Source organism: Pedobacter sp. AK013, from assembly GCF_014205835.1.
Lineage (GTDB): Bacteria > Bacteroidota > Bacteroidia > Sphingobacteriales > Sphingobacteriaceae > Pedobacter.
In genome coordinates, this window is the sequence record NZ_JACHCQ010000003.1 from 41188 (window position 1) to 57879 (window position 16692).

Below are 16692 nucleotides of genomic sequence, written 5' to 3' on the forward strand. Positions count from 1 at the left end.
AATTGTTTTTTAAGGGTTTTGGAAAGCAGGGTTCGGTAGGTTTTGTTTAATTGTTTCTTCCGGCTTTCCGATGCGATCTTTTTTGCCCTCCTTCCCCCGCTCATGGCAGCAAAAAGGATCTCCCCTGCAATCCGGTTTAGAAAGATAGTTTTGTGCTACTATTTAGGGTTGCAGGATGTATAGAACCACTCCTAAACGCTAATTGATAAGAAAAAAAACAATTATGGGCTCAGTCAAGCTTATATCCCCTTAACTATCTTATATGGTAAAAAAGAGAAAAGATCCTTCACCGCATGCAGGATGAAAGATTTAATAGAAAAGTCGTCTCGACTGTAGCGCAGCGAAATGAAGATATCTATCTAGAGAAATTTAGCTTCGCTGAGCCTTCGGGTTCTCGACTGCGTTGCACCCAGCTCGAAATGACGATTCGCATGAGGGGTACTCATCTCCCGAAAAAATATTGCACTATTCCACTCCCAACAATACGCCCGAAACATTCCATGCACTCGAGCTCGAGCCTTCCGGCTTACCCATCGGGATGGTTACTTTTATGGTATGCAGTCCGGCTTTTAAATCGCCCAAACTAATCCATTCAGGATTGGTAACGGTACCCGGACACCAGTTAGAACGGCTTAAATCCGACGAGGAAAGACCAGTTTCAAAATTTCCAGAGGCAGGGTTTGATAATCGGTACGAACCGCAGTCCTGGCGCCATGGCGTAAAAGCGAATGCTTCTTTTTCATCCAGCCAGATGGTATTTTTCCGAGGTACAAATTCATCACCATTACCCCAACCACCATGACCTGTTGTAATGTAGCGCAGTTTAGCATCTTTCAGGTCTTTTGCTAAGGTAAAAGAAACTTCCAAACCTTTATCACTGCTAAACATGGTTGCATATTCTTGTCCAGCCATTTCCATTACATTAGTCGAATTAAATAAAGGCAAAATCACTTCCCCAGCCTCTTTTTGCCTTCCACTGTTGTGCAGTGTAATATTTAAAGAAATTTTATGTCCACCCTTATCATAGTTACCAATAAAAACGGCTACCCAAGCTTCTTTGCCTTTTACCAGCGGAAACAGTTCCGAAACATCCTGTCTATAGTAAACTTTCTCAGCCCAATTTTTATCCTTCAATTTTAAAGTATTGTATTTACCAACGCCAAAGGGGGTAAAAAAGCGCATTAATTCTATAACGGGGTTATAATTTGCGGTGGCTACAACACCCTGGTATTTCTTTCCATTACCATTATCGTAAACAGGTAGGTCTTTAACAGAGTTTTTAAGTGCATCCATTAAGCTGATCTGTTTATCAGTCGGGATAATAAACACCGATCCTGTTCTGTCGTATGCATCGCCGTTGGATTGCTCGGTTAAATCGACAAAAACATTGGGGTTGGACTGAAACTCGGGAAATTTAACTTTCCTGGCAATCACTGTCCCCCCTGCAAAACGGAATACAGAATCGTTCGATTGTGGTTTATCAATAAAGTTAATTGTTTCGTTATTAAATACACTCAGTGTGGTAAACCTGCTTTTCCAGAGTAAATCTTTATAGGTTAATCCATCAGTGAGTTTAGCACTTATTTTTTGCAGATCGATTGGTTTCGAATTTTTAACTTCTTCAATTTTTGTAGCTGTTACAAAACTACTGCCATTACGCACCTGTTCTAAAACCAATCCAAGATTCTGTCCTAAACTGGTTGGCGCTGCTTTTATACCAGCATCGTTAGTATACCATAGATCTATTCTATTGGAATTAACAACTGTTGTGGCCTTTTTACACGTATAACCCAAAATCACTTTGGTTTCGTTGCTCAACTCAAAAGTTTGCTTGCCAATTGCAGCACTATCGGCGGTTGCAATCTGCTTATTCACATCTAAATTGGCAAGCTGAAATAAAATTTGTGCTGGTTTCGTAACAACGCTCTGTTCGTAAGGGTACTTTGCCCTATGATCAAGAATAGCTACATTACTGATTAAATTTTGACCTGCAGAAGCCAGTACCACTGTAGCATTTTGGTCTTCTTTCGATTTCCCATCCGACGATCGGAAGTAAATTATTTTATAAACCGCATTACTTTTAAGTACGGCTTGGGCTTGTAATTTAAAAGAAAGAAAAATCGAAAAAATAAGGATGCAGAGATGCTTCATATAGTTAAAAAAACCAAATATAGATAAAGTATCTGTCATTGCGAGAAGACTTTTCAGCCGACAGCTTGCCCCGATTTTAGGGAAAGCAATCTATTTCCTTCATGGTTCTTTCTACAAAGATTGCTTCTTCCAATGAAAAATTGGCTTCGCAATGACGACCTGCGGAGAGATGCCTCCCCTTCTACCGCTCCAACCGATCCTCTACAAAAGCAAAGGGCAGTAAACTCTTCACGCTTGGCACTTTTAACACTTCTCCATTTAGGCAATAAAAAATCACTTCAATTGGTGTATTTTGCTTACGCTCAAACTCTGCCATCACCTGTAAACAGCCTCCACAGGAGGTAATGGGTTTCAAAATCTCAAAACTATCGGTTTGGGCAGTTATGGCCATACTTTCTATAACTGCATTTGGATAGGTAGCGCCAATGGTAAAAAGCGCAACACGCTCTGCACAAAGCCCTGATGGATAGGCTAAATTTTCTTGGTTGCTGCCCAGTATAGTTTCGCCGGAGGACAAGCGGATTGCCGTACCTACTCTAAATTTTGAATATGGGGAATAAGACGTATTTAAAGCCTGCGCTGCAAGTTCACAAAGCGTTCTATCTACCGTCGTTAATTCTGTAATACTTTCGTATTGTTCAAAAGTTATATTTAGATTTATTGAATTCATTTGTAACCGATTATTAAACCGCCAATGTTAAATTTTTATAGCGGGCGAACAATTTAAGTTATTTTTTGTATTATTTAATAAAAACCGCCTTAAAATTAATTTTAATGGCATGCATTTATCAAACACCAAACACACTTAGCTTTGAATAAATACGTACGCAAAAGTCTAAAAATTTTATTGTGGGTAATTGCTTCCATCATTATTCTGGTTGTTGGTTTAGCCCTGTCTCTAAATATTCCGGCGGTTCAGAATTTTGTTAAAGACAAAGCCATAAACTACCTTAAAAATAAAACCAAAACAGAGGTAAGTTTAGAAAGCATTAAAATTGCCTTACCAAAAGATGTGGTTTTAAATAAATTTTATATCGAAGACCGTAAAGGTGATACCTTATTATACGCCGAAAAACTAGCAGTTGATATCAGCTTATTTAAACTGTTAAAAAACACCATCGAGGTTAACAATATTGAGCTGAAAAACATACGTGCAAATGTTAAGCGTATTAGTCCTGATACAACTTTCAACTTTTCGTTTCTGGTTGATGCTTTTATGAGCGATCAGAAAAAGCCTGAGGAAAAAGTAGATAAAGACACTGCCTCTACCCTTAAATTTTCTGTCGATAAAGTTTCATTTGAAGATATAGGCATCAACTATCGTGATGACGTGGCAGGTAATGATGTGAAATTATACCTGGGCGCATTTAAAACCAAAATCAAAGATTTTGATCTGGCCAATCAGCATTATGTAATTAAAGAATTGAGTTTAGTGAACACTTCTTTACGTTATCTGCAACAAAAACCACTGGTACAGTTGGTGCAACACATTACAAACAGTGTTGATAGCAGCGAGAAAAAACAGGGAAAGTTACCATTAATAGAAGTGCAGAACTTCATTTTCAGTAAGGTAAAAGTAAATTATGACGATCAGCTATCCACTACCAAAGCTGTTGCCGACGTAAATGACCTGGGGCTGGTAAGCCTAAAGGTAGATTTAACCAACAGTAAATATGCTGTTGATGATGCACATTTAAACAAATCGAATATTCTTTTTGCTTTTAAGCCAGCGCCAAGTAATGATTTAAAGAAAGTTAAAGATACTGTAGTGCCCGAAAAATCGCCTTTGGGTTTAATTATTAAGCATATCAGCTTAGCGGATAACAATGTACAATTCGATAATCTTGGGGCAAAATCTACCCCGAAAGGTATGGACTTTAACCACCTAAAAATTAACCAGCTCAATTTAGGCGCCAGTGATGTAAGTTACAGCGCTGCAGGTATAAAGGCCAATGTTAAAAATGGATCGTTAAAGGAAAAAAGTGGTTTTGTCTTGGATCAATTGAGAGGTAATGCGGTTTATAACGACAAACAGATTAAGCTGAGTAATTTCATTTTAAAAACGCCTAACACTTCAATCGAAAATGCGACAGAATTAAATTTTACCTCGATGGAGGATTTAACCAAACATCCTGAACGCGTTAAATTGAATTTAACCTTTAAAAATACCAACATTGGTTTAAAGGATGCTGGCTTTTTTAGCGATGCCATACCAGCCAACTACCGCAACGAAAAAATAAAGCTGAATGCCGATGTTAATGGCTATCTGAATAACCTGAACATTCCAAAACTACAGATCAGCGGTTTGAAAAATACCCAGATTGATATTAGCGGAAAGGCAAAGGGCTTACCAGATATCAAGAAAACTTATCTCGATTTAAACATTAAAAAACTTCATGTTACCAAAGGAGATATCGTGGTAGCTGTACCTAAAAAATCTTTACCGCCAACAATCGAATTGCCGAACGTAATTGATGCGAAAGGTAATTTTAAAGGTTCAATGACCGATTTTAACACCAACATGAACATTAATACCGATATGGGTGGTGCTGTTGTGGTTGCAGGAATGAAAGGGCCTAAAGGTAAAGAAAGCTATAAGGCAGATATTAGTTTAAGTAACTTCAATGTTGGCAGGCTCTTAAAAATGCAGCCAAAATTGGGTAGGATTTCAGTTAAAGCAAATGTTGCAGGTATAGGGCTCGATCCTAAAAAGATTAATGCAAAATTTAACGCAAGGGTTATTAATGCTTACTATAATAAATATACCTATCGTAATTTAAGCCTTGCCGGCAATTACAGTAACCAGAATGTCAGCATTAAAAGTAACATGCCCGATAGTAATGCCAACTTTAATTTAGATGCTAAAGTGAATTTGGCAGGTAAATATCCAGCGGTAAAAGCCGATTTAAACTTAAAGCAGGTAAACTTACAGGCATTAAACTTTAGCCCAACAGTATTAAGTGCTGCAGGTATAGTTAAAGTAGACTTAGCCACTGCAGATGCTGATTATTTAAATGGATCGGTTGATGTTACCAGCTTACAGTTGGTAAAAGACAAACAAAAAATCAATGTAGATACGATTTCCATCCGTGCAAAATCGACCGCTACAGAAAATGAGCTAACCTTAAAATCTGAAATACTATCGGCTAAAATTGATGGCAGATACCAGCTCACCAAAGTAGGCGATGCCATCATCAACGAAATTAATAAATATTACGCTTTTGGCACTGTAACTAAAGTTCCCGATCAACGCTTAAGGTTTTTTGTACAGGTTTACGACTCTAAATTATTAAAGGAATTTGTACCCGAGTTAACGGTATTCAAACAATCTCAGTTTTACGGATTAATCGATACACATAAAGATAGCTTACAGATTAAAGGGAATTTCCCACAGGTGGTATATGGTGATTTTAAGGTCGATACCACCGTGCTAAACATCAATAACGACAACAATAAATTAGACTATAGTTTAACCGTTAAACGTCTCCAAAGCCCATCTATTGCACTCTTCAATACCGAAGTAAGTGGCGAAGCAGCCAGCAATAATTTAGGCGTAAATGTTTTCTTACGAGACAGGCAGCGCAAAAATAAATATGTAATTGGTGGTAATTTCCAATCTATTAACAAAGATTTTAAATTCACCCTCGATCCACAGAAACTTCTGCTCGATTACCAGAAATGGGTAGTTTCGCAAGACAATTATATCCAGTTCGGTGCCTCAGGTGTATTGGTTAATCAATTTCAGATCAGCAATAAGGGCCAATCACTTTCCATCAATAGCAATCCTACCGAAGCAAATGCCCCCTTGGCAGTAGAATTTAAAGATTTCCAGTTAGAAACCTTAACCAAATTTGCAGAAACCGATACCACTTTGGTTGGCGGTCGTTTAAATGGAACGGCTAATGTTAAAGACCTGGCCGGCACACCAAAATTTGAAGCTAACTTAACCATCGATCAGTTACGTTACCAAAAAGATCAGCTGGGTACCTTGCGCCTCGCCGTAAACAACAATATCGAAAATGCCTTCGAGGTAAATGTGGCCCTAACCGGCGTGCATGAGTTAAGGGTTAATGGCTTCTATTATACTGCACCAGAAAGCGCTTTAGATCTTACGGTAAACGTAGATAAGATTGAAATGAAAAACATCGAAAGTTTATCCGCAGGCCAGCTTAAAAACGGTACAGGTACCTTAACCGGGGCACTTACTGTTAAGGGCGCACTAGCGGCTCCGAAAATTCTGGGCGACTTAACCTTTAACAATGCAGGAATCAAAGTGGCTTATGTAAACTCATATTTCCGTATGCCGAATGAAAAAATATCGTTTACAAATGAAGGCATCAGTTTTAATAACTTTACACTAATTGATTCCTTAAATCAAAAAGCAACTGTAAACGGAAAGATCTACACCACCGATTTTAAAAACTACCGCTTCGGTTTAGATATCCGAACGAACAATTTCAGGGCAATCAATTCTACCGCAGCCGATAATGATATGATTTATGGTACGGTGTTTTTAACCAGCAATGTTAAGGTGCGTGGAGATTTGAACCAACCAGATGTAAACATGAACATCAAGGTAAATAAGGGTACAAAATTTTTCTTTGCTTTACCTTCAAGTGATCCAGCGATTATTGATCAGGAAGGTATAGTGCAATTTATTGATGCCGATGCCCCCCCATTTAACGGACAAAAAGCCTTAAAGGTTGACAGTATCAGCAAATCACCCATCAAAGGCTTAAACCTTGTGGCAGCAGTAACTGTCGATCCTGAAGCAGAACTAAACGTTGTGGTAGATCCATCTACTGGTGATAATCTAAAAGTTAGAGGTGATGCAGACTTAAATGTAACAATGGATCCCAGTGGTAAAATCAGTATGACCGGTCGGTACGAGATCGTTGATGGTTCATACAATTTAACGCTGGCCGTTGTAAAAAAAGAATTTAAACTGGTTAAAGGGAGTACCATTGTGTGGACAGGCGAACCTACTTCTGCTACTGCAAATATTACGGCACTATACGAAGTTAACGCTGCACCTATCGATCTGTTAAATCAGCCAGATCTTTACGAGGCCAGAACCAAATTGCCTTTCCAGGTTTATTTGATGATAAAAGGGGAATTGTTAAAACCTACGATTTCCTTTAAGCTCGATCTGCCAGAAAATGAGCGCGGGGCTTTAAGTGGTCAGGTTTATACCAAATTGATTAATGTAAACCGCGATGAAAGTGAATTGAACAAACAGGTTCTTTCTTTACTTGCCCTAAACCGGTTTATTGCAAACAACCCTTTCCAAAGTTTGGCTGGCGGCGGTGGCGGTGTTTCTACGCTTGCCCGTTCGAGTGTAAGCAAACTGTTAACCGAGCAATTGAATAATTTAACCTCTGATCTAATTCAGGGTGTTGATCTGAACTTCGGTGTAAATTCATCTGAAGATTATTCAACCGGTTCGATGCAGCAAAAAACGGATCTGGAGGTTGGCTTATCGAAAAAACTTTTAAACGACAGGTTAACCGTTAGCGTAGGAAGCTCTTTTGCACTGGAAGGGCCACAGGCTCCAGGAGAAAAATCGACCAATATTGCGGGGAATGTAAACGTAGAATATGCGCTTTCTGCTGATGGACGTTATCGTTTAAGGGCCTATCGCCGAAACCAGAACGATATGATTGTACAGGGACAGATTGTTGAAACAGGCTTAGGCTTTACGCTGGTTGTAGATTACAATAAATTTAGAGAGATTTTCCAAAAGAAAAGGATCAGAAGAATAAGAAACATTGAACAGAAAGCACAAGATGAGAAAACTAATTAGACCGCTTTTATTTTTATTGGCCTGTTTAGTTTGGGCAGCTTGCAGTAGTACCAAATCGTTAAAACCAGGCCAGATTTTGTACACCGGTGCCGAGGTAAAAATCAATCCTGATTCATCCGGAAAAATTGACAATGAAAAACAGGTTAAAACCGATTTGGAAGCTAAAACAAGGCCACGCCCAAATAAATCTATTTTGGGCATAAAGTTTAAATTGGGCATTTACAATCTTGCTGGCGAACCCAAAAAGCCAAAAGGTTTTAGAAACTGGTTGCGCAGACAAGGAGAAGCCCCGGTGTTATTGAACGATGTAAAACTGAAATACAACAATGATGTACTATCCAGTTACCTCATTAGTGAAGGATATTTACAGGCCAATGTTACCGGCGATACCGTTATTAAAGGAAAAAAAGGTAAAGCCATTTATACTGCAGTCACAGGTCAACGTTATAAAATCAACAAGATTAATTTTCCGCCAGATACCGGGGTGCTTACCAAAATCATTAATGCCAACAAAGGCAAAACCTTGCTAAAAGTTGGCGATTATTATGATATTGACACCTATAAAAATGAGCGGATCAGGATTGATAACGATTTAAAGGAAAATGGCTATTTCTATTTCAGTCCCGATTATTTAATTATGCAGGTAGATAGTACCATAGGTAAAAACCTGGTTAATGTTTCGGTTAAGGTAAAAGATATTGCTCCAGATGCAGCATTAAAACCTTATACCATTAAAAACATTAACATATACCCTAGTTATTCGTTGAGGAGAGATAGTACATTAAGAAAGTTAAAACCGCTTCAATATAATGATTTCAATATATATGATGACCGAAACACCTTTAAACCAAGACTTTTCGATCGTTTGGTATTTTTTCAAAAAGGCGAACCTTATAACCGTAAAGATCATAACCAATCGTTAAACCGAATGGTAAATGTAGGTGCTTTTCAAGATGTGAGGGCCGAATTTTTACCGGTTGATAGTTTCAAAAACAATCAGCTCGATTTAAATATCTATTTAACGCCTTTAAAGAAAAACTCTCTTACCTTTTCTGTTACAGGAACAAGTAAATCAAACAATTTCGTCGGCTCAGAGGTAAAAGTTACACAAACCACCAGAAACCTATTTAGAAATGCAGAGCAGTTAGACATCAGTTTAAGCGGTGGTTTCGAAACACAAACTAAAGGAACTTCACTAGGCAAAAACTCCTTGTCGTTAACCGCCGAAGGAAAGCTAACCTTTCCGCGGTTAATTGTACCATTTTACAAACCCAACAGCACCAATGCCTTTATTCCGAGAACCATTACTTCACTTTCTTACCAAATGCTAAACCGAGGTTCTGAATATACTTTGCATGCCGTAAAAGGCGAATACGGTTATAATTTTAAAGAAAATCAGTACAAAGAGCATAATTTTAACCCGATTTCGATTAGTTACGTGTCAACAGGGTTTCCAAATAAAGATGTCGAAGATAGTCTTTATAAAGTAAATCCATTATTAAGAAGCACCTTAGAAAGTCAGTTTATCGTCGGCAGCAATTACAACTTCACCTATACCAACCAGATGGAAGATAACCGCCGCAACAACACCTATTTCTATGGTGCTTTAGAAACCGGCGGAAACGTTTGGGGCCTGTTTACCTCTAAAAATGACGAAGGGAAACGCACCATTTTTAATACTCCGCTCAACCAGTTTATCAGAGCAGAGGCCGATTTAAGAGATTATTATAAAATTACCAAAAGCCTGATCTGGGCCAACCGCTTAAATTTAGGTTATGGTTTTGCTTATGGCAACAGCACCTCATTGCCTTTTGTAAGGCAATTCTTTGCCGGTGGCAGTAACGATGTTAGGGCTTTCCCTGCCCGTACTTTGGGGCCTGGCACTTATAAAGTTCCGGATGATGCGATTTTTGCCGATCAGGGTGGAGATATTAAGCTAATGCTCAATTCGGAACTCCGTTTTAAAATAGTGAGTGTTCTCTACGGAGCACTGTTTGTAGATGCCGGAAATATCTGGTTGAGAAAAGAAGATCTTGGAGAACCTGACAAACCTGAGACAGCAAGGCTTGGATCTGGTTTTAAGCTAAAAAATGCCTTTAACGAACTGGCTGTAGGTACTGGTGCAGGTGTACGGGTAGATGTCAGCATTTTTGTAGTCCGTTTAGATGTAGCTTTCCCGGTACGTAAACCATACTTACCAGAAGGACAAAGATGGGTGTTCGATGATATTGCCTTCGGTAATAAGGACTGGCGTAAACAGAATTTAATTTTTAACATTGGGATAGGGTATCCTTTTTAATTTTTCGATGAAAAGAGTAAGAGTATTACATAAGATCAAATATTTTTTTGTTGCCATTTATCACCTTTTTATAGCCGCAGGAAAAGGTTTTATGGAAGATAGGGTAACTAAATTAAGTGCTTCACTTGCTTATTACACCATTTTTTCGCTTACGCCGCTTATCATAATCCTCCTCTCTGCCGCCACGCTATTTTTGGGTGATAAAAAAAATGAGGAAACACGGGGGAAATTTTTTGGCCAGGTTACCGAATTGGTGGGTAAAGATGCGGCAGGCCAGATACAGGGTTTTGTAGAACATGCCAACAAAACAGGTCAATCAACTTTTAGTTTAGTTGTGGGGATTGTTGCGCTTATTATCGGTTCTACCGCTATTTTTATCGAAATACAGGATAGTATAAACATGATTTGGAAAGTAAAGGCTGTTCCTAAAAAAGGCTGGATTAAAATGCTTTCTAACAGGCTATTGTCTTTTTCACTAATTGTTTCAATGGGGTTTTTATTACTGGTATCCCTAGTAGTAAATAGTGTAGTGGTAGGCTTAGGTTCTAAATTAGCCAACCTACTTTCACAAAGTAATATAGATGAAGTGATTCCGGTTGCTAATGATACCATGGCCTTACTGATTTATATTTTAAACAATGTAATTACGCTTGCGGCTGTTACGGCTGTATTTGCCGTTATATTTAAAGTATTACCCGATGTTATCATCCGCTGGAAATCTGCAATAATTGGGGCACTATTTACCGCGGTTCTTTTTAGTTTAGGTAAATATCTGATCGGGATTTATATCGAAAAAGGTAATCCAGGTTCGGCCTTTGGCGCAGCCAGTTCAATCATTGTTATTTTATTGTGGATTTATTATACTTCCATTATACTCTACTTCGGCGCTGAATTTACACAGGCTTATGCCGAAAAGTACGATAATGGCATTTCTCCTAGTAAGTATGCTGTATTTACCAAAATTACTATTGTAGAGAAAAAGGTAGATATATTGCCCCCACAACACCCTGAAGATACGGTAAGTGTACCTAAAGAATAAAACGGCCGTCATACAGCATCAAGCTTTGGGATCAACATCTTTCCAGCAAAATAGCCCCTGAAATAAATTCAGGGTGACGATTTAAACATAAAGAACACATTATAAACCAGAGAAGTCAAGTTTTTAAAACTTGACTTCTCTTTTATGTTATGAATAAAAACTGGTTAGTGAAGACACAAACCAGATATTACTAAGCTACTTCTTCAGTAATCACTTTAGGCTCTTCAGTTACTTCATCCTTCTCTATTCTTAGGTTACGGATAATGTGCTGCTGCCTGTCTGGCGTATTTTTGCCCATATAATATTCCAGCAAACTTTTAATCGTTTGATCTTTCAAAATAACAGGGTCTAACCTGATATCTTTTCCGATAAATAACCCAAATTCATCAGGAGAAATTTCTCCTAAACCTTTAAATCGGGTAATTTCTGGTTTATTGCCCAGTTTTTCGATTGCATTTTTACGTTCTTCGTCACTATAGCAATAAATAGTTTCCTTTTTATTCCTAACCCTGAAAAGTGGCGTTTGTAAAATGTAAACATGGCCCGCTTTTACCAGATCAGGGAAAAACTGCAGGAAGAAAGTCATCATCAGCAAACGGATGTGCATACCATCCACATCGGCATCTGTTGCAATTACAATATTGTTATAATGAAGCCCTTCTAAACCATCTTCGATATTTAAAGCGTGTTGTAACAAGTTAAATTCTTCATTTTCGTAAACCACTTTTTTGGTAAGCTCATAACAGTTAAGCGGCTTACCCTTCAAACTAAACACCGCCTGGGTATCCACATCACGCGATTTAGTAATTGAGCCTGAAGCCGAATCTCCCTCAGTAATAAACAAGGTGGTTTCGTAACGTTTCTCGTGCGTGGTATTAAAATGCACCTTACAATCACGCAGTTTTTTATTGTGTAAAGAAGCTTTTTTAGCCCTGTCGTTGGCCAGTTTTTTAATTCCTGCAATATCTTTACGCTCGCGTTCTGATTGAATAATGCGTTTTAAAAGTGCATCAGCAACGTCTGGGTGTTTGTGCAGATAGTCATCAAGCTCTTTTTTAACAAAATCGTTAATAAAAGTAGCTACCGATGGGCCTTCGGGGCCCATGTTCTGTGAGCCTAGTTTTGTTTTGGTCTGCGATTCGAAAACAGGCTCCTGTACACGCACAGAAATTGCCGCTATAATAGATGAACGTACATCGGCCGCATCAAACTCTTTTTTGAAAAACTCCCGAACGGTTTTCACCACCGCAGCTCTAAACGCCGCCTGGTGCGTTCCTCCCTGTGTGGTGTGCTGTCCGTTTACAAATGAGTGGTAATCTTCGCCATACTGTTGACCATGGGTCATGGCAATTTCTATATCTGGCCCAATCATATGGATAATCGGGTAACGGATTTCTTCTGGCTTATTAAATTTAGAAAGCAGATCGTATAGACCTCTTTCTGAAAAGTATTTCTGGTTATTGAAATTTATAGTTAAACCGGTATTTAAGAATACATAGTTCCAAACCATACTCTCTACAAAATCGGGTATGTAATGGTAGTTTCTGAAAATGGTTTCATCCGGATAAAAAGTAATGGCTGTACCGTTACGCTGAGTAGTATCAATAACGGGTTGTTCGTTTACAATTTCTCCTTTAGAGAATTCTACTTTTTTTGTTTTTCCATCACGGTACGATTGTACGGTAAAACTGGTAGAAAGTGCATTAACCGCCTTGGTACCCACACCATTTAAACCTACCGATTTTTGGAAGGCATTACTGTCATATTTACCTCCGGTATTTATTTTGCTTACACAATCGATTACCTTACCTAATGGGATACCACGACCGTAATCGCGTACATTCACTTTTTGTTCCGAAAGCGTAATTTCGATGGTCTTTCCAGTACCCATAACAAACTCATCAATAGAGTTATCTACAATTTCTTTTAGCAAAACGTAAATACCGTCATCTTGAGCAGAACCATCGCCAAGTTTACCAATATACATACCTGGACGAAGCCTGATGTGCTCTTTCCAATCTAATGAACGAATACTGTCGTCGTTATAAATTACTTCTGCCATACTGTGTTTATCTGTTCTTCAATGAAAAACTTTGCATTTATAGGCTTGCAAAGCAATGAAGAATTTGTAGAAATAACCCTGATGATTGAAATAAAAATATTTTCAAATACATTCTTCAGAATTATTATACAATAATAGATTTATTCTGTGAGGCTCGCAAAATAAAATTTCCACATATAAACAGTGAGTCGTAAAGGGCAATGGTTCATGGTCAATTGGCTTATGGGCGATCAGCCATGAGCGATCAAACGATGAACCATTTTTCCACATCCTCAGAAGCCGATTACACCTAATTTATTACCCCTAATCAATCATTCAAATTTTCCTATCTTCATCCCATATTATAAATCCTATTTAATGCAACAGAAGAAGCAACTTTCACTATTCGACCTATCCATGATTGTGGTAAGTTTAGTTATTGGAATGGGTGTATTCCGCACGCCCGTAAATGTTGCAGCCAAGGCCCAGGTTCCTGAACTTTTTTACCTGGCCTGGTTTATTGGTGGCTTTGTGGCTTTTTGCGGGGCATTAACCTATGCTGAAATAGGTTCGCGTTTTCCGGTAACAGGCGGGTATTACAAAATATTTTCAGCGGCTTATCATCCTTCTATTGCTTTCGCCATTAACTGTATCGTTATTATTTCAAGCGCAGCATCTGTAGCAGCAATTTCAATTATTGGCGCAGAATACCTGAGCAAAATTATTCTCCCACTTGAGAAACAAACCGAAACCTACCGGGTCGCCATAGCCATCATCACTATTTTAGCTTTCTATTTTATTAATCTGTTAGGCTTAAAAGCGAGTGCTAAAACACAGAATGTATTAACAGTGATTAAAATCGGAATGATTTTAACACTCATCTGTGCTGTATTTTTTGGCGGGAAAACGCAAACCGTTACACCAATTTTTAAAACAGCAAACAGCACTTTACCAACCTGGTCTGATTACGGAAAAGCATTAGGTCTTTGTTTAATTGCCGTTTCTTTTTCTTACGCAGGTTATGCACAGACCATTAATTTTGGTGGCGAAGTTAAAGAAGCCAAGAAAGTAATCCCGCGTTCCATCATTATCGGCTTAACTATTATTGTGATCCTTTATTTGGCTATTAACTATGTATATGTAAAAGTTATCGGTTTCGAAGAACTGAAATCAGCAGAAAGTATAGCAGCGATATTAGCTTCAAAAATATTTGGTACAGCAGGATTCAACGCCCTTTCTGTAATTATTTTTTTCTCGGTAATGGGTTATGTAAATGTAAACCTTTTGAGTAACCCGAGAGCGATGTTTGCCATGGGCGAAGAAGGTGCCCTGCCAAAAATATTCAGCAGGATGAATAAAAAAACAGCGGTAATTACCATTAGCTTAACGGTTTTTACATTAATTGCCGTTGTAATTATTTTCTATGCAAAAACTTTCGACAAGATTTTAAACTATACCATTTTCTTAGAAAGCATTAGCATGGCCAGTTCTGCAGCCACTATTTTCATCCTCAGAAAAAGAACAGCACATCTTGATAAAAAAACTATCTATACTGTTCCTTTATATCCTATATTGCCTGTCATATTTATTGCCGCTTATACCTTTGTTGCCTTCAGCATTTACGCTGATGATCAAAATGCGGCACTTAATGGTTTATATATTTTTGTTGGCTTTCTGGCAATGTATTTTGTGAGCAGGTGGTTTAAGAAAAAATAGTACCGGCGGATCGTCATTCCCAACTTGATTGGGAATCCTAATGCAATAAGCTTTAAGATTCCCGCCTGCGCAGGAATGACGCCAAATCTTTGGAACTTGCCAAAGGCAGACCTAAGTAAAATAAACCTGATTGGAATGAACATGAAGCGCAGCGAAATAAAATGGAAAGCAGGACTAATTTAACCGATGAAAACAGAAACCTGCTTTACAAAAACATAAAAGAATTTAAATAATTAATGAACAGAACACTCTCCTTAAAACAAGAAATTGCTTACGCTGCAGGTATGATTGGTTGGAGCACAATGACAAATATTATCATTGTAATGCTTCCCTATTTCTATCTTCCACCAAGTAATGCTGGCTTACCGCCCTTGGTGCCGCAGCTTGTTTTATTGGGTGCATTTAATATTCTTTCTATTATTGCTGCCTCAGGCAGATTGGTAGATGCCATTTACGATCCCTTTATTGCATCTAAAAGCGATGCAAGCACCAATAAAAATGGCCGTAGAATGCCTTTTATGAAATGGGCTATTATCCCGGCAATGCTTTTCTGCGGACTGGTTTTCTACCCGGTCCAAAAAACCGAAAGCCTGCACAATGCTTTGTGGCTCACCGTAACGCTTTGCTTGTTTTTTGTATCGGTTACCACCTACATTATCCCCTATAACGCTTTACTAGCCGAAGTAACCAATACGCCAAGACAGAAAGTTAAGCTGTCCAGCTATCAACAAGTGGGCTTTGTCATCGGCATTATTTTATCAGCCTGCACCAACAATTTTGCCGATCTGGTTGAAGACAATTTTCATGTAGCCAACCGTAGCGAGGCGATCCAGATTGCCATATGGGGTTTATGCATTTTATCGGGCCTGGTAATGTTATTGCCAATTTTTTTCATCAATGAAAAAGAATTTTCGGTGGCCAAACCTACCCATATACCTTTATGGCCCGCAATAAGGAGCACCTTTAAAAACAGCAATTTTAAATATTACCTGATCTCTGATTTTGCTTTTTATACCGCATTAAGCATTATATCAAGCGGTTTATTGTTTTTCTGTACCGTTTTATTGGGTCTCCCAGAATCAGAAGGTGGGAAATTTATGGGTGCCATGGTTTTGGCTTCCTTACTATTTTACCCGCTGGTTAATTTTGGTTCTGCTAAAATTGGTAAAAAACCTTTTGTATTACTTGCCTTTGGTGTACTTTGCTTAATATTTGTAACCATTTTCTTTTTAGGCAAATTGCCATTAGGCCCGCATACACAGATTTACATCCTGGTACTATCCGCTTCATTTCCCTTAGCGGCGCTCGGTATTTTACCCACGGCGATCTTAGCGGATATTGCTCAAAGAGATACTTTAGAAACGGGTGAAAACCACGAGGGTATGTTTTTCGCTGTGAAATACCTTTTCGTAAAACTCGGCCAAACCTTAGGTATCGCCATTTTCGCCATGCTTACCATTTATGGTAAAGACCCCGGAAACGATTTCGGATTACGATTAAATGGAATTGTAGGTTTCGGGCTCTGTTTAATTGCCCTTTTGTTTTTTAGCAGGTTTAAAGAAGAGAGATGATTTAGCCTAATAACCTAAGTTCCTTAATAAAAGTGGTTGTTCTATTATTTTGATTTTTTATGGAAAGCAATT

The 16692-nt window shown here is 38.4% G+C and carries 8 protein-coding genes; 5 read left to right on the forward strand and 3 right to left on the reverse strand.

Translation table 11 applies throughout. From position 1 onward, the window contains the following. Positions 1–465: 465 nt before the first annotated feature. Both HDC90_RS02815 and HDC90_RS02820 read right to left on the reverse strand, forming a co-directional pair. Positions 466–2151 (reverse strand): PNGase F N-terminal domain-containing protein, encoded by a 1686-nt coding sequence (locus HDC90_RS02815; protein ID WP_184463688.1) that lies wholly within the window; start codon positions 2149–2151, stop codon positions 466–468. A gap of 181 nt (positions 2152–2332) precedes the next feature. Next, positions 2333–2821 carry a cytidine deaminase gene (locus tag HDC90_RS02820; protein ID WP_184463690.1) on the reverse strand — a complete coding sequence of 163 codons (489 nt, stop codon included), beginning with the start codon at positions 2819–2821 and terminating at the stop codon, positions 2333–2335. 141 nt (positions 2822–2962) lie between these two features. Here HDC90_RS02820 and HDC90_RS02825 point away from each other — a divergent pair, with 141 nt between their 5' ends. The 3 genes from HDC90_RS02825 to HDC90_RS02835 are packed head-to-tail and all read left to right on the forward strand — an operon-like array spanning position 2963 to position 11292. Then, the gene (locus HDC90_RS02825; RefSeq protein WP_184463692.1) at positions 2963–7954 is read left to right on the forward strand and encodes a translocation/assembly module TamB; all 4992 of its coding nucleotides are present in this window, start codon (positions 2963–2965) and stop codon (positions 7952–7954) included. Continuing rightward, positions 7938–10253, forward strand: a complete 2316-nt coding sequence (locus HDC90_RS02830) for a BamA/TamA family outer membrane protein (protein ID WP_184463694.1) — start codon at positions 7938–7940, stop codon at positions 10251–10253. Before HDC90_RS02825 ends, HDC90_RS02830 begins: the two co-directional genes overlap by 17 nt. A gap of 7 nt (positions 10254–10260) precedes the next feature. After that, positions 10261–11292: a YihY/virulence factor BrkB family protein gene (locus HDC90_RS02835; RefSeq protein WP_184463696.1), complete on the forward strand. Its 1032-nt coding sequence runs from the start codon at positions 10261–10263 to the stop codon at positions 11290–11292. Between the two features lie 190 nt (positions 11293–11482). On the opposite strand, the gene HDC90_RS02840 is transcribed toward HDC90_RS02835, so the two are convergent. Beyond that, a complete protein-coding gene (locus HDC90_RS02840; RefSeq protein ID WP_184463698.1) occupies positions 11483–13354 on the reverse strand; it encodes a DNA topoisomerase IV subunit B in 1872 nt (623 codons plus the stop codon). A 357-nt stretch (positions 13355–13711) separates the two neighbouring features. Between HDC90_RS02840 and HDC90_RS02845 the strand changes: the two genes are divergently transcribed. Together HDC90_RS02845 and HDC90_RS02850 are read left to right on the forward strand one after the other, a co-directional pair. Beyond that, entirely contained in the window at positions 13712–15049 is a 1338-nt protein-coding gene (locus HDC90_RS02845) for an APC family permease (protein ID WP_184463700.1), read from the forward strand. Positions 15050–15285: 236 nt separating this feature from the next. Further along, the gene (locus HDC90_RS02850) at positions 15286–16620 is read left to right on the forward strand and encodes an MFS transporter (RefSeq protein ID WP_184463702.1); all 1335 of its coding nucleotides are present in this window, start codon (positions 15286–15288) and stop codon (positions 16618–16620) included. The last annotated feature ends 72 nt before the right edge of the window (positions 16621–16692 follow it).

Bases quoted from the DNA above. Each gene is read 5' to 3' on its own strand.
- HDC90_RS02815 (WP_184463688.1), bottom strand. From the start codon at position 2,151: ATGAAGCATCTCTGCATCCTTATTTTTTCGATTTTTCTTTCTTTTAAA.
- HDC90_RS02820 (WP_184463690.1), bottom strand. From the start codon at position 2,821: ATGAATTCAATAAATCTAAATATAACTTTTGAACAATACGAAAGTATT.
- HDC90_RS02830 (WP_184463694.1), top strand. From the start codon at position 7,938: ATGAGAAAACTAATTAGACCGCTTTTATTTTTATTGGCCTGTTTAGTT.
- HDC90_RS02835 (WP_184463696.1), top strand. From the start codon at position 10,261: ATGAAAAGAGTAAGAGTATTACATAAGATCAAATATTTTTTTGTTGCC.
- HDC90_RS02840 (WP_184463698.1), bottom strand. From the start codon at position 13,354: ATGGCAGAAGTAATTTATAACGACGACAGTATTCGTTCATTAGATTGG.
- HDC90_RS02845 (WP_184463700.1), top strand. From the start codon at position 13,712: ATGCAACAGAAGAAGCAACTTTCACTATTCGACCTATCCATGATTGTG.
- HDC90_RS02850 (WP_184463702.1), top strand. From the start codon at position 15,286: ATGAACAGAACACTCTCCTTAAAACAAGAAATTGCTTACGCTGCAGGT.